Annotated in this window: 9 protein-coding genes; all 9 read left to right on the top strand. The window is 63.6% G+C overall.

The genetic code is table 11. From position 1 onward, the window contains the following. Positions 1–477 precede the first annotated feature (477 nt). Complete coding sequence (gene nifJ / locus ACMZ6R_RS11600; protein ID WP_416111555.1) at positions 478–4,119, top strand: pyruvate:ferredoxin (flavodoxin) oxidoreductase; 3,642 nt, start codon at positions 478–480, stop codon at positions 4,117–4,119. A 21-nt stretch (positions 4,120–4,140) separates the two neighbouring features. Further along, positions 4,141–5,520, top strand: a complete 1,380-nt coding sequence (locus ACMZ6R_RS11595; protein WP_416111553.1) for an FAD-binding oxidoreductase — start codon at positions 4,141–4,143, stop codon at positions 5,518–5,520. A gap of 1 nt (position 5,521) precedes the next feature. After that, on the top strand, positions 5,522–6,826 hold the full coding sequence (locus tag ACMZ6R_RS11590) for a (Fe-S)-binding protein (protein ID WP_416111551.1): 1,305 nt from the start codon (positions 5,522–5,524) through the stop codon (positions 6,824–6,826). 37 nt (positions 6,827–6,863) lie between these two features. Further along, positions 6,864–8,975, top strand: a complete 2,112-nt coding sequence (locus ACMZ6R_RS11585; protein WP_416111549.1) for an acetate--CoA ligase family protein — start codon at positions 6,864–6,866, stop codon at positions 8,973–8,975. 24 nt (positions 8,976–8,999) lie between these two features. Then, positions 9,000–10,064 carry a phosphotransacetylase family protein gene (locus ACMZ6R_RS11580; protein WP_416111547.1) on the top strand — a complete coding sequence of 355 codons (1,065 nt, stop codon included), beginning with the start codon at positions 9,000–9,002 and terminating at the stop codon, positions 10,062–10,064. Positions 10,065–10,214: 150 nt separating this feature from the next. After that, the gene (locus tag ACMZ6R_RS11575) at positions 10,215–11,846 is read left to right on the top strand and encodes an L-lactate permease (RefSeq protein WP_416111545.1); all 1,632 of its coding nucleotides are present in this window, start codon (positions 10,215–10,217) and stop codon (positions 11,844–11,846) included. A gap of 81 nt (positions 11,847–11,927) precedes the next feature. Further along, a complete protein-coding gene (locus tag ACMZ6R_RS11570; protein WP_416111543.1) occupies positions 11,928–12,554 on the top strand; it encodes a LutC/YkgG family protein in 627 nt (208 codons plus the stop codon). Further along, positions 12,555–14,714, top strand: coding sequence for an L-lactate dehydrogenase (quinone) large subunit LdhH (gene ldhH, locus ACMZ6R_RS11565; RefSeq protein WP_416111541.1), 2,160 nt, complete (start codon positions 12,555–12,557; stop codon positions 14,712–14,714). It abuts the gene before it with no gap. 143 nt (positions 14,715–14,857) lie between these two features. Further along, the gene (locus tag ACMZ6R_RS11560) at positions 14,858–15,769 is read left to right on the top strand and encodes a hypothetical protein (protein WP_416111539.1); all 912 of its coding nucleotides are present in this window, start codon (positions 14,858–14,860) and stop codon (positions 15,767–15,769) included. Positions 15,770–15,860 lie beyond the last annotated feature (91 nt).

The following is a 15,860-nucleotide window of genomic DNA, read 5'->3' as shown; positions in this document are numbered from 1 at the left end:
TCTCCGGCGCGCTGTCTCTCCTTTGCAAAAAATGTCTCGCGCATAGAAAAGAGACGCAAAATACGTCCTCCCCGGACGTCAATTGCGATTTTTAGAACAAATCCGTTTTTCGGCTTTTTTCCGTGCCATCCGATGGTGTTTGTGGCATCAAACAGCGGGAATCCCCTTCCCTGCGGACAAGGAGGCTATTGGTGTCTGATTTTTCAGACGAACGCCGCCCGTCTGAAATTCCGGACAACGCCCATTCATGGGTCCCGCTTTACGAAACCATACATTTCGCGGTATTAGGCTGCGTAGCGGTATCCGAAAAATCGGATACCCCTCGCGCATCAGAGCCTGGAGTGGGTTCACCGGATCGACAACTCATCGAAGTCTAACTGTCTTTTAACAATTGGCACGGGGTTTGCCTGGAGGGAAGCGTCGACGCCGACCTCCTTTTGTTCGGTCCAACGACAACATTTTCAAGGAGACTTGAGCATGGCCAAGAAGATGAAAAGCATGGACGGCAATACCGCCACCACGCACGTCGCGTACGCGTTAAGCGACACGGCGGCCATTTATCCTATCACGCCTTCGTCCACCATGGGCGAAATCGCGGATGAATGGGCGGCCAAGGGACTCAAAAACATCTTCGGCCAGACTGTGACCATTCGGGAAATGCAGTCCGAGGCCGGCGCGGCCGGCGCGGTACACGGTTCGCTTGCGGCCGGAGCCCTGACCACCACCTTCACCGCCTCCCAGGGCCTGCTGCTCATGATCCCCAACATGTTCAAGATCGCCGGCGAACTCCTGCCGGCCGTCTTCCACGTGTCGGCCCGGGCCGTAGCCACCCATGCCCTGTCGATCTTCGGCGATCACTCCGACGTCATGGCCGCCCGCTCCACCGGCTTCGCCCAGCTCGCCTCGGCCTCGGTCCAGGAATGCATGGACATGGCCCTGGTCGCCCACCTGTCCGCCATCGAGGGCAGCGTGCCCTTCGTCCACCTCTTCGACGGCTTCCGGACCTCCCACGAGATCCAGAAAATCGAAGTCATCGACTACGAGGACATGAAGGGACTGGTCAACATGGAGAAGGTCGCCGCCTTCCGCGCCCGGGCCATGAATCCCGAGCATCCCGACCTGCGCGGCACCGCCCAGAACCCGGACATCTTCTTCCAGGGCCGCGAACGCTCCAATCCCTACTACCAGCTTCTGCCCGGCATCGTCTCGGCCATGATGGACAAGGTCGGGGCCCTGACCGGTCGCCCCTACAAGCTCTTCGACTACGTGGGCGCGCCCGACGCCGACCGCGTCGTGGTCTCCATGGGCTCCTCGTGCGAGACCATCGAGGAAGTGGTCAATTACTTAAACACCAAGGGCGAGAAAGTGGGCCTGGTCAAGGTCCGCCTGTTCCGTCCCTTCTCCCCGGATGCGCTCTTCAAGGTCCTGCCCACCTCGGCCGAGGTGGTCACCGTCCTTGACCGCACCAAGGAGCCGGGCAGCCTCGGCGATCCGCTTTACGAAGACGTCTGCGCGGCCTTCGTCGAGCGCGGCGGCTCCATTCCCAAGCTCATGAGCGGCCGCTACGGCCTGGGCTCCAAGGAGTTCCGCCCCGGCATGGCCAAGTCCATCTTCGACAACATGGCCGCCGCCGCGCCCAAGCGCCACTTCGTGGTCGGCATCGTGGACGACGTCTCCGGCAATTCCCTGCCCATGGGCGGCCCGCTGCCCACGGTCCCCGAAGGCACCGTGCAGTGCAAGTTCTGGGGCTTCGGTTCCGACGGCACCGTCGGCGCCAACAAGTCGGCCATCAAGATCATCGGCGACAACACCGATCTCTACGCCCAGGGCTACTTTGCCTACGACTCGAAAAAATCCGGCGGCATCACCGTCTCCCACCTGCGCTTCGGCAAAAAGCCCATCCAGTCCACCTACCTGGTCGACTCGGCGGACTACATCGCCTGCCACAAGCCGAGCTACGTGCATGTCTACGACATCCTCGAAGGCGTGAAGGAAGGCGGCACCTTCGTGCTCAACTCCCCCTGGAACACCCCGGCAGAGCTCGAAAAGAACCTGCCCGGGCACATGCTGCGCGTGATCGCCGACAAGAAGCTCAAGGTCTACAACATCGACGCCGTGGCCATCGGCGAAAAGACCGGCCTTGGCGCGCGCATCAACATGATCATGCAGACGGCCTTTTTCAAGCTGGCCGGCGTGCTGCCCATCGAAGAGGCCATCAGCCTGCTGAAGGACTCCATCAAGAAGACCTACGGCAAGAAGGGCGACAAGATCGTCAACATGAACATCGCCGCCGTGGACATGGCCCTGGACGGCGTGGTCGAGATCAAGGTCCCGGCCGCCTGGGCCTCCGCCCCGGACGCCAAGACCGCCGCCCCCGACGAACCCGAGTACTTCAACAAGGTCATCCGGCCCATCCTGGCCCAGAAGGGCGACGAAGTGCCGGTTTCCGCCTTTGCCGAAAACGGCTCCTTCCCCGCCGCCACCTCGCAGTACGAAAAGCGCGGCGTGGCCATAAACGTCCCCCACTGGATCAAGGAGAACTGCATCCAGTGCAACCAGTGCTCCATGGTCTGCCCTCACGCCACCATCCGGCCCTTCCTGGCCGACGAGGCCGAAATGGCCGGGGCGCCGGCCTCCTACGACACCCTGCCGGCCACCGGCAAGGAGCTCAAGGGCCTTTCCTACCGCATGCAGGTCTTCCCCATGGACTGCATGGGTTGCGGCTCCTGCGCCAACACCTGCCCGGCCAAGCAGAAAGCGCTGGTCATGAAGCCCCTCGAAGAGGAAATGGCGGTCCAGGTGGAAAACCACGCCTTCGCCATGTCGCTTAAAAACAAGGGCAATCTGGTCAAACGCGAGAACCTCAAGGGCAGCCAGTTCTACCAGCCGCTGCTCGAATTCTCGGGCGCTTGCGCCGGTTGCGGCGAGACCCCGTACGTCAAGCTTCTCACCCAGCTCTTCGGCGAACGCATGATGGTCGCCAACGCCACGGGTTGCTCCTCGATTTGGGGCGGCTCCGCGCCGACCTCGCCCTACGCCGTCAACGCCGAAGGCTTTGGTCCGGCCTGGAACAACTCGCTGTTTGAAGACGCGGCCGAATTCGGCTTCGGCTACAATATGGCCCTCAAGCAACGCCGGGCCAAACTGGCCGACAACGTCGCCGCCGCCCTGGAAGGCTCGCTTTCCGACGCGCTGCGCGCCGCCCTGGCCGGCTGGCAGGAGAAAAAGGACGATCCGGCCGCCTCGCGCCTCTACGGCGACCAGATGAAGTCCCTGCTCGACAAGAACGACCCGGCCCAGGCGGCCATCCTGGCCGACGCCGACATCTTCACCAAGAAGTCCGTGTGGATCTTCGGCGGCGACGGCTGGGCCTACGATATCGGTTACGGCGGCCTCGACCACGTCATCGCCTCGGGCGAGGACGTCAACATCCTGGTCATGGACACCGAAGTCTACTCCAACACCGGCGGCCAGGCCTCCAAGGCCACGCCGCTCGGCGCCATCGCCAAGTTCGCTTCCGCCGGCAAGGTCACGGGCAAAAAGGACCTGGGCCGCATGGCCATGACCTACGGCTACGTCTACGTGGCCTCCATCGCCATGGGCGCGGACAAGAACCAGGCCTTAAAGGCCTTGCTCGAGGCCGAAGCCCACAAGGGTCCCTCCATCGTCATCGCCTACGCCCCCTGCATCAACCAGGGCATCCGCAAAGGCATGGGCAAGTCCATGGAGGAGGCCAAGCTGGCCGTGGAAACCGGCTACTGGCCGCTGTACCGCTTCAATCCGGACCTCGCGGCCGAGGGCAAGAACCCGCTGACCATCGACTCCAAGGCCCCGGCCGGCGACTTCCAGGGCTTCCTCGGCGGCGAAGTCCGCTATGCGGCCCTGGAAAAGATGCACCCCGATATGTCCCTGCGCTACCGCACCACCATGGAGGCGGCCTACAAGAAGCGCTATAAGGAACTGGAATACCTGGCCTCCATGCCGGTCTTCGACGCCCCCGCCGCTCCCAACACGGGCTCCGGCGACGCCGATTCCGCGTTTTGCGAGACCGCTCCCGTGGCCGAACACGCCCGTCCGGCGGCCGACGAACCTTGCGACGAAGGCCGCTCCGGAAAATAAGTAACAAGCGAGAGCAACCACATGGACAACCACCTGTCCCAGAAGTTCGAGGAAATCGTCGGCAAGGAAAACGTCCTGGCCAGCGAAGCGGACCGCCATGCGTATTCCTACGATGCCGCGGTCCTTCCCCCCAAGCTCCCGGCCCTGGCCGTCCGGCCGGAGACGCCCGAAGCCCTGGGACGGGTGGTCGCCACCTGCAATGAACTCGGTTTGCCGCTGACCGTTCGCGGCTCGGGCACCAATCTCTCCGGCGGCACCATTCCCGCCGTCGGAGGGGTGGTGGCCCTGACCGGGGCGCTGAGCAAGATCATCGAGATCAACGAAGCCGACATGTACGCCGTGGTCCAGACCGGCGTCATCACGGCCAAGTTCGCGGCCGAGGTGGCCAAGCGGGGGCTTTTCTACCCGCCCGACCCGGGCAGCCAGGCCGTGTCCACCATCGGCGGCAACGTGGCCGAAAACGCCGGCGGGCTTCGCGGCCTGAAATATGGCGTCACCAAGGACTACGTCATGGGGCTTAGCCTCTATGACGTGGACGGCGAGCTGGTCAAAACCGGTTCGCGCACCGTCAAGTGCGTCACCGGCATGAACCTGCACGGCCTTATGGTCGGCTCCGAAGGCACGCTTGGGGTCTTTAACGAGATCATCCTGAAGCTCGTGCCGCCGCCCAAGGCCAGCAAGGCCATGATGGCCATCTTCGACGACCTGGGAAAGGCGTCGGAGGCCGTGGCCGCCATCATCGCGGCCAAGATCGTGCCGGCGACCCTGGAATACATGGATGACTTCACCATCAAAACCGTGGAGGACTTCGCACACGCCGGACTTCCGACCGACGCCAAGGCCTTGCTGCTGATCGAGGTCGACGGCCATCCGGCCCAGGTCGAGGACGAAGCGGCCGAAGTCGAGGCCATCTGCGGGCGCCACGGGGCCACCCGCATTCACGTGGCCAAGGACGCGGCCGAGCGCAACAAGGTCTGGGAGGCCCGCCGGGCGGCACTGTCCGCTTTGGCCCGGGTACGCCCGACCACCGTGCTCGAGGACGCCACCGTCCCCCGCTCGCAAATCCCGGCCATGGTCGGCGCGCTGGAGGCCATCGCTGCCAAGTACCGGCTTACCATCGGCACCTTCGGCCATGCCGGCGACGGCAACCTGCACCCCACCATCCTGACCGACAAGCGCGATCACGAGGAGTGGAAGCGGGTCGAGGCGGCCATCGACGAGATCTTCGACGTGGCCCTGTCCCTTGGCGGCACGCTTTCGGGCGAGCACGGCATCGGCACGGCCAAGTCGAAATACATGGTCAAGGAAGTCGGCAGGGGCTCCATCCTCTACGCCAAGAAACTCAAAGCGGCCCTGGATCCCAAAGGGATTCTCAATCCTGGCAAGATCACGGGGGAATGATATGAGCGAGATGCGCGAACTGGTCGGGCTGCTCAAGCAAATCGACGACCAACTGGTCGCCTGCATGCGTTGCGGCATGTGCCAGGCTGTGTGTCCGCTCTACGCGGAAACCGGTCTCGAGGCCCACGTGGCCCGGGGCAAGATCGCCCTGCTCGAATGCCTGGCCGACGAGGTCATCAAGGACCCGGCCGGGGTCAAGGAACGTCTGGACGCCTGTCTGCTGTGCGGCTCGTGCCAGGCCAATTGTCCAAGCGGCGTCAAGGCCCTGGACATCTTCCTCAAGGCCCGGGCCTTTCTGACGGGCTATTACGGCCTGCCGCCGGTCAAACGGGTCATCTTCCGGGGACTTTTAAAAAATCCCCGGCTGTTCGACTCGGTCATGGCCATCGCGGCCAAGTTCCAGGGCATCTTCACCCGTCCTGTCAACGACGCCATCGGCTCTTCGTGCGCGAGGGTCTTTTCCAAACTGCTCGAGGGACGTCATTTCGCCCCCCTGGCAGGCACCCCGCTGCACGCGAGCCAGATCGAACGCGACGCCCCCCGCGGCCCTTCCGGGCTCAAGGTGGCGTTCTTCTACGGCTGCGTGGTGGACAAGATGTTCCCGCGCATCGGCGAGGCGGTCCTTAAGGTCTGCGATCACCATGGAGTGGGGGTCTACATGCCCCACGGCCAGGCCTGCTGCGGCATCCCGGCCCTGTCCTCGGGTGACAGCAAGACCTTCGAGGCCCTTGTAGCCGACAATATGGCCCTGTTCGGGGATCATGACTTCGACGTGCTGGTGACGCCCTGCGCCACCTGCACTTCCACCATAAAGAAGATATGGCCGCTTATGGCCACCGGCCTGCCCGAATCCACAAGGATCAGGATTCGGGAGCTTTCGGCCAAGGTAAAGGACATAAGCGCCTTCCTGATCCAGGACGTGGGCGTGACACCCCCCGTCGGCGCAACCATCGGCAAGGAGGTGACGATCACCTATCACGATCCCTGCCATTTGAAAAAATCCCTGGGCATCTCCGCCGAACCCAGGGCTCTTATAGCGGCCAATCCCCACTATCGTCTTATCGAGATGGAGGGGGCGGATTCCTGCTGCGGATCCGGCGGCAGCTTCACGTTGCAGCACTACGACCTGTCCAAACGCATCGGCAAGCGCAAGCGGGACAACATCGTGGCCACCGGTGCATCCGTCGTCGCCACCAGTTGCCCGGCCTGCATGTTGCAAATAGGGGATATGCTGTCCCAGGCCGGCGACAGCTTGGCCATACGGCATCCGGTGGAAATCTACGCGGAGACCCTGGCCGGGCGGTAACGAGATCCGGTCGCAAACAGGCGAGCGAGGTAGCCGAATGAGTTTTAAAGAGAATATCCATGCGCTTTTTGCGCCCAAAACCGTAGCCGTCATCGGCGCGTCCGATAAGCCGGGAAAAGTCGGCCATACGGTGGTGCATAATATGCTGGATGCGGAATTCAAGGGAACATTGATTCCCGTCAATCCCAAATCCGATACAATCCTGGGCCTTCCCGTCACCAAAAGCATCGAGGACCTTCCCGAGGGCCTCGACCTGGCCGTCATCGTCGTCCCTGTGAAGGCAGTCGTGCCTTCCATGGAGGCGCTGGCCGCCCGCAAAGTCCGTTCCGTCATCATCATCACGGCGGGATTCAAGGAAGTGGGCCGGGAAGGCGCGGCCCTCGAACAGCAGCTCATCGAAATCTGTACGAAAAACGACATCGCCATGGTCGGCCCCAACTGCCTGGGCCTGCTCAGCACCCATGACGACAACAACGCCTCCTTTGCCGCCGGCTACCCGAAGAAGGGCTCCATCGCCTTCTTCTCCCAGTCCGGCGCGTTGTGCACCGCGATTCTCGACTGGGCGCTTGGCGAGGAAGTCGGGTTTTCCAAGTTCGTATCCATGGGCAACATGGCCGTGGTCAACGAAGCCAACATGCTGGAATACCTGCGCACCGACCCGAATACCAAGGTCATCCTGGGCTATATCGAAAACGTCTCCAACGGCGCGGACTTTATCGAGCAGGCGGCCAAGGTCTGCCGGGAAAAGCCCGTCATCATGATCAAGTCCGGCACCACCACCGCCGGCGCCAAGGCGGCCTCCTCCCATACCGGAGCCATCGCCGGCTCGGACGCGGCCTACACCGCCGCCTTCCGCAAAACCGGCGTCATTCGCGCGGGCGACATGGGCACGCTTTTTGACCTGGCCATGGCCTTCTCCACCCAGCCCCTGCCCGAAGGCCCCGGCGTGTGCGTGGTCACCAACGCCGGCGGTCCCGGCATTCTGGCCGCCGACGCCATCGAAAAGTCGCAGCTGCTCAACATGGCGCGCCTGTCGAGCAGCACCATCGAGCGGTTCAAGGAGTTCCTGCCGCCCTACGCGGCGCTCTACAACCCGGTCGACCTCGTGGGCGACGCCCCGGCCGAGCGCTACCGCAAGGCGCTCGAGGTGGTGGTCGAAGACCCGCAGGTGCACTCGATCCTGGTCCTTTTGACCCCGACCGCCTCGGCCCAGATCGTCGAGACGGCCCAGGCCATCATCGATGTCTCCAAGACCACGAAGAAACCCATCTTCGTCAACTACATGGGCGGCATGCGCACCAAACCCGGCGTGCGCATGTTAAACGACGCCAGCCTCCCCTGTTCGGTCTACCCCGAGCCCCTGATCGCCAGCATCGAGACCATGTACAAGTACTACCTCTGGCGGCAGACCCCGGCCCAGGAGTTCCCGGAGATCCGGCGCAACCGCCAGAAGGCGCGCCTTGTCATCAACGAGGCCCGGTCCAAGGGCGCGACCGAGGTGGTCGAGTTCCAGGCCCAGGAAGTGCTTCGCGCCTACAACCTGCCCACCCCCAACACGGTGCTGGCCCGCTCGTCGGACGAGGCCGTGGCCGGCGCGGAAAAGATCGGCTACCCGGTGGTTTTAAAGATCGCCTCGCCGCAGATCTCGCACAAGTCGGACGTGGGCGGCGTCAAGGTGAACCTCACCGACGCCGAGGCCGTGAAAAACGCTTTCTTCGACATCACGGCTCGAGCCCAGCGTATGCGCCCCGAGGCGTATATCGCCGGCTGTCTGGTCCAGGAAATGGCCCCCAAGGGCTGCAAGGAGATCATCATCGGGTTCAAGCGCGACGACCAGTTCGGTCCGCTTCTGATGTTCGGCCTCGGCGGCATCTACGTGGAAATCTTAAAGGACATCGCCTTCCGCCTGGCTCCGCTCGGGCGCGACGACGCCAAGGGGATCATCCGCGAGATCAAATCGTACATGCTCCTTAAGGGCGTGCGCGGCGAACCGCCGGTCAACTTCCAGGCCATCGAGGACATCCTTTTGACCATGTCGGAACTGGCCCTGGATTTCCCGGAGATCCAGGAAGCCGAGTTCAACCCGGTGCTGGTCAACGCGGAAAAGGCCGTGGTCGCCGACGTGCGGATCACCCTGAGCGCAAAGTAAGCAGAATCCAGGAGGAACAATCCTATGATCGGTCTCTATATCGGGTCCACGCAGGGATATTCGGGCAAGAACCTCGTCACGCTGGCCCTGGGGCAGCAGTTTCAACGCGAAGGCAAGACCATCGGCTATATGAAGCCTGTCGGCGCCGTGCCCCACAAGATCAACAACCAGATCGGCGACGAAGACGCCCATTTCATGCAGCAGGCCCTGGGCCTGTCGGAATCCCCTTCGCTGGTCAGTCCCGTGGTCATCACCCGGGATTTCCATATGCGCGCCTTCCTGGAGGATTGCGCCAACCTGATGCCGGGCATCGTCGACAGCTATAAGAAGCTCTCCGCCGGCAAGGACCTCATGCTGGTCGGCGGTTCGGGCAGCTTCCTGTATTCCGGCAAGTACTGCGGCGTGGACGGCGTATCCGTGGCCGGCGCCATCGGCGCCAAGGTGCTGCTCGTCGACCGCTATATCCAGGAGTACAACTACGACTACCTGGCCGCGGCCAAGGAAGCCCTGGGCGACGACCTGGTCGGCGTCATTTTAAACGACGTGCCCGACCACTTCCGCGAGGAAGCCGAGACGCTGATCGTGCCCTTCCTCAAGCGGCGCGGCGTGGACGTGCTCGGCATCGTGCCCCACGACCCCATCATGTTCGCCGTGCGCGCGGGCGACCTGGCCCACGGCCTCGGCGGCCGCATGATCACCACGGGCGGGCGCACCGACAATCTGGTGGTCAACTTCCTGATCGGCACCATGCAGGTGGAGAACTTCGTCACCTTCTTCAAGCGTCATAAGGACGTGGCTATCCTCTGCGGCGGCGACCGGGCCGACCTGCAACTCGTGGCCCTGGAAGGCGGCTGCGCGGCGCTGATTCTGACCGGCAACCTCTACCCCAACGACATCATCCTGGCCAAGGCCGAGGACAAAGGCGTGCCGGTCATCGTGGTGCGCGACGATACCTTCACCGTGGCCAAAAAAATGGAATTGATTCTGACGCGCGAAAAACTGCGCGACAACTCCCGCATCGAACACGGCTCCAAGCTCGTGTTGCAGGCGCTCAACTTGCCTGCTCTCAAAAAGAATCTGGGAATCTAGCGTCTTCCATGCCCGAAGCGCGTCCGTCGCCGGCGCGCTTCGGGCTGGAAACGCATGGCCTACCGTACTGGGCGGTTACGGCCCGCACCCGCCCTCGGCGACGGGAACGGGAGCGGCTGGTCTCATATCCAAACCAAAGGAGCGAAGAACATGACGTGGGTCCAACAGTACCAACCGCTTGGCAGTGTGGGCCTGTCCGCGCTGGTGGCAGGCATTCCCCTCTACATCCTTTTCTACATGCTGGCCGTCAAACGCATGGCCGGCCACAAGGCCGCCTTCGTGGCTACGGCCGTGGCCGTCATCCTGGCCATCGTGGCCTGGGGCATGCCGGTCGGCCTGGCCCTTGACGCCACCCTGTACGGCGCGGCCTTCGGTCTTTTCCCCATCGTGTGGATCGTGGTCACCGCCATCTGGGTCTACAACATGACGGTTGAATCGGGCGAGTTCAACATCATCAAGAACTCCCTGGCCCAGATCACCGACGACCGCCGGCTCCAGGCCATCTTCATCGCTTTCGCCTTCGGCTCGTTTATCGAGGGCACGGCCGGCTTCGGCACGCCCGTCGCCATCACCGCCGCCATGCTGGTGGGCCTCGGGTTCAACCCGCTCTACGCCGCCGGCATCTGCCTGATCGCCAACACCGCCCCGGTGGCTTTCGGCGCCATCGGCATCCCCGTCGTTGTCGCGGCCAAGGTCACCGACCTCGACATCATGAAGATCAGCCAGATCATCGGCCGCCAGCTGCCGTTTCTGTCCGTGATCATTCCGTTGTGGCTGTCGGTCACCATGTGCGGCTTCAAGCGCTCCATGGAAGTCCTGCCGGCCATCATCGTAGCCGGCGTGTGCTTCGCCGGTTCCCAGTTCCTGGTGTCCAACTTCGTCGGCCCGTACCTGCCTGACATCATTTCGGCCATCATCACCATCATCGGCCTGGGCCTGTTCCTCAAGGTCTGGAAGCCGAAAAACGTCTGGCATTTCCCGGACGAGCCGCCCGCGGCCGACCGCAAGGTCGCCTCGGAATACTCCGGCGGCGAGATCCTGCGCGCCTGGATGCCCTATATTATCCTGGCCATCATGGTTTTCCTGTGGGGCCTTAATCCGGTCAAGGTGCTGCTCAAGCCCTTCGGCTTCGCCTTCCAGTGGCCGGATCTGCACAACGTCGTCATCAAAACCGCGCCCATCGTGGCCGCCAACACCCCCTACGGCGCGGTGTTCAACGTCAACATCGGCTCCGCCGCCGGCACCGCTATCCTCCTCGCCGGCCTGATCGCCGTCATTTTCATGCCCAACTACGGTTACGGCAAGGCCATCGCCTGCTTTTTCCGTACCATCAAGCAGCTGCGCTATCCCATCCTGACCATCGCCCTGATCCTGGGCCTGGCCTACATCATGAACTACTCGGGCATGAGCTCGTCCATGGGTCTGGCCTTTACCGCCACCGGCGCGCTGTTCCCGTTCTTCTCCCCGATACTCGGCTGGTTGGGCGTCTTCCTGACCGGTTCCGACACCTCGTCCAACGCGCTTTTCGGCGCCCTGCAAAAGACCACCGCCCAGCAGATCGGCGTGGACCCGCACCTGTGCGTGGCCGCCAACTCCTCGGGTGGTGTCACCGGCAAGATGATCTCGCCCCAGTCCATTGCCGTGGCCACCGCCGCCACGAACATGGTCGGCCAGGAGGGCAACATCTTCCGCTTCACCCTGGGCCATTCCGTGGCCATGACCCTGTTCGTGTGCGTGCTGACCCTGCTGCAGGCCTATCCCCTGAAATGGATGCTGCCCTAGCCGTCGCGTAAGCTTCCCACGTCCCGGCCGCGATGCCCGCGCGTCCGGCCGGGACGTTTCCGCCAGCCAAGAGAGGTTCCCATGTCGACTTCCCTTTCCCTCGTCGACCGTATGCAGGAAAAGGCCGCCCTGGCGGCCGCCGTCGTTTCCAAGGTCGCCTCCATGGACGAGGCCATCGCCTACGTGGCCGACGTGTGCGCCAATAAGGAAGCCTGCCAGATTCTGGCTTCGGGCTGCGCCGAGCCGATTTCCGACACGGCCGAGGCACTTTGCCGCACCAAGCAGCAGAAAATCGTCTGTGCCCCGGACATGCCGGAAGACGTCGTGGCCAAGCTTACCGCCCTGTGCGAGGATCGCGGCATCGCCGTCATCACCACGGGCATGCGAAAGCGCCTTGGCGGCATCGACATCGCCCTGACCATGGCCGCCGCCGGCATCGCCGAAACCGGCACCATTGTCGTGCGTTCCACCGACGAAGAAGTCCGTCTGGCCACCATGGTGGCCGAAACCCATATCGCCGTGCTGCCGGCCGGGGCCGTCGTCGCCGATTCCTACGACCTCGAGGACCGGATGGCCGAGTGGATGGCCGGTCCGGACTACACGGCCTTTATCACCGGACCCAGCCGCACCGCCGATATCGAGCGGGTGCTGGCCCTTGGCGTGCACGGCCCCCTGAAGCTGCACCTTCTCATCCTGGAGGGCAACTAGATGCAAGACGCCGCCAACCTCAAGGACTACCGCAAGCAGTTGCGGGAAGCCCTGGACAACGAATTTCAGCGACAGGCCCTGGACAAGTTCGCCGTGGCCTACCGCACCTCGCGCTCCAACGCCTTCGCCGGCATCGACGCCCCGGAACTGATCGCGGAGATCGCCGCGGCCAAGGATGCCGCCGTGGACCATCTCCCCGAGCTTTTCGAAGAGTTCAAGCGTCACGCCGAAGCGGCCGGGACCAAGGTCCACTGGGCCGCCACGGCCCACGACGCCAACGAAATCATTGGTGCCATCGCCAAGGAAAACGGCGTGCGCACCGTGGTCAAGTCCAAGTCCATGACAGCCGAGGAAATCCACCTAAACGACCATCTCGAGGGGCAGGGCCTGGAGGTCACCGAAACGGACCTTGGCGAATGGATCATCCAGCTACGCCACGAAGGCCCCTCCCACATGGTCATGCCCGCCATCCATCTCTCCCGCTACCAGGTGGCCGACCTTTTCACCGAGGTCACCCACAAGCAGCAGGACGTGGATATTCAAAAGCTGGTCAAGGTGGCCCGGCGCGAGCTGCGGCCCAAATACTGCCAGGCCGACATGGGCATTTCCGGAGCCAACTTCGCCATCGCCGCCACGGGCTCCATCGGCATCATCACCAACGAGGGCAACGCCCGGCTGACCACCACCCTGCCCCGGGTCCACGTGGCCCTGGCCGGCATCGACAAGCTGGTGCCGACGCTGCACGAGGCGCTTCGCATCATCAAGTGCCTGCCAAAAAACGCCACCGGCCAGGCGATCACCTCCTACGTCACCTGGATCACGGGCGCGGTGCCGGCGGCGAGCGCCAAGGACGGCAAGAAGGTCCACCACGTCGTCTTCCTGGACAACGGCCGCATGGCCATGGCCCGGGACCCGGAATTCAAGCAGGTGCTGCGCTGCATCCGCTGCGGGGCCTGCGCCAACGTCTGCCCCATCTACCGCCTCGTCGGCGGCCACAAGTACGGCCACGTCTACATCGGGGCCATCGGGCTCGTGGCCACCTACTTCTTCCACGGCCGGGAGAAGGCCAAGAATCTGGTGCAAAACTGCCTCAACTGCGGCGCGTGCAAGGCCGTGTGCGCGGCGGGCATCGATCTGCCGACGCTTATCAAGGAGATCCACGCCCGCATCCAGGACGAGGAAGGTCATCCGCTCTATTCCAAGGCCGTGGGGCAGGTGCTCAAAAACCGCACGCTCTTCCACACCATGCTCAAATCGGCCCGCCTGGCCCAGAAGCCCGTGACCGGCGGCACGCCGTTCTTGCGCCATCTGCCCATGTTCCTCTTCAAGGACCACGACTTCAGGGCCCTGCCGGCCATCGCCGACACGGCCTTTCGGGAGCGCTGGGAAAAAATCCGGCCCCGGGTGGACAAGGCCGACGTCAAGGTGGCGCTTTTCTCGGGCTGCGTGCAGGACTTCGTCTATCCCGAGCAGATGGAAGCGGCCGTGGCCGTCATCGCCAGCCGTCCCGGCGTGGCCATGGATTACCCCATGGGCCAGTCCTGCTGCGGACTGCCGCTGATGATGCTCGGCGAAAAACAGGCGGCCAAGGAACTAGCCGCCCACAACATGAACGCCATCGACGCCCAGGGCTTCGACTACATCGTGACCCTTTGCGCCTCGTGCGCCTCCTACCTCAAGCACGGCTACAAGCGGCTGTTCAAGGACGATCCGGCCATGGCCTTCAAGGCCGCCCAGTTCACGGACCGGGTCATAGACTTCAGCTCCTTCGTCCACGACGTGCTCGGCATGGCGGACGAGTCCTTCGCCGGCCCGGCCAAGGACGTCACCTACCATGCGCCCTGCCACCTGTGCCGGGGGCTGGGCGTGACCGAGGCCCCGCGCAAGCTCCTGCGCGATGCCGGCCTCAACTACATCCCGGCGGCCGAAGAGGACGTGTGCTGCGGATTTGGCGGCAGCTTCTCGGTCAAGTTCCCGGAGCTGTCCAGGGAACTTCTGCGCAAGAAGATCGACAACCTCACGGCCACCGGCGCTACGGCCATGGCCACCGACTGCCCGGGCTGCATCATGCAGATTCGCGGCGGTTTCGAGCACGACGGAACGACCTTCGAGGTGCGCCACGTGGCCGAATACCTGGCCGAGCGCCTGAAGCATAAATAGGGTCACGACCCTGGCGTCATTACGGAAAGGCTGCGGCATGTGTCGCGGCCTTTCCGTTTTTTCATGTCCGGCAGGGAGCCTTCGCTTGTCGCCCCGTCGGGGCGGCGGTACAAAGCCGCAAAAGCCATCGCCAAGGAGGGCTCATGCCGACCACCCCTTGTCTGTCGCGCCTTCGCCACCTGCCCATCGCATCCTGTCTGGCTCTCATTGCCGCGCTGCTTGCGGCCGTGGCCCTTTCCGGCTGCTCCGGGGACGACCTGCACGACAGGCTGCGCATCCTGCACGAAAAACAGCAGCGGATCGAAGCGGTCCGCACCGATCTGCTCCTGGCCGTCAGCGCCGAAAAAAGCGCCCTGCTTTCTCCGACCCAGGCCGACGCCAAAGACAATCTGGCCGCGGCCCGCCAAGCCATGGAAAGCCTGACCAAGGGAATGGAAGCCTTGACGGAATTGATCGGCAAGGACGGCAGTGCCAAGGAAAAGACCACCCTGGCCGCCATTGCCGCCGATTTTACGGAAATGGCCCGCATCGACGAGATCTTGCGTGGCCTTGTCGGGCGCAACACCAATCTCCGGGCGGCCGTGGTCTCGCGCACCGAGGCGGCTCTGGCCGTCAGCCGCCTGCAACATGCCCTGACCCCGGTGATCGACTCGGCCTTCTGCCCGGCCAGCCGGGAAGCCCTGCGCATCGTGACCGCCGCCCTGTCCATCCTGTCGCTGCACGCCCAGCACATCGACGAACCGACCACCGCCGGCATGGATACCCTGGAAGCGGCCATAAACCGCCAGGACGCCAAGGCCCGGGCCGGCTTCGACCATCTCTCCGGCCTGCTGCCGCCGGACGCCCAACAGGAAACCCTGCCCCAGGCCAAGGCCACCTACGCCGATTTCTGGCACGCCACCCAGGAAGTGATCCGACTCTCGCGGCTCAATACCAATATCCAGGCGCAAGCGCTGACCGTGGGCCGCAAACGCCTGCTGACGGCCAAGGCCCTGTCCGATCTGGCCGTCCTGGAAAACCTGGTGGGACAAGGTGAATTCACCGCCACGCGTTAGCACGGTGGTGAAGAGTTTTTTTGGGGAATGAGGAAGAGGATGCGAGAGGGGAACCCTTTTTGAAAAAAGGGTTCCCCTCTCGCGCTCTCCC

The sequence above is a fragment of the Solidesulfovibrio sp. C21 genome (assembly GCF_047785625.1).
In the GTDB taxonomy this organism is placed as follows: Bacteria; Desulfobacterota; Desulfovibrionia; order Desulfovibrionales; family Desulfovibrionaceae; genus Solidesulfovibrio.
This window is presented reverse-complemented; position numbering and strand designations above follow the sequence as displayed.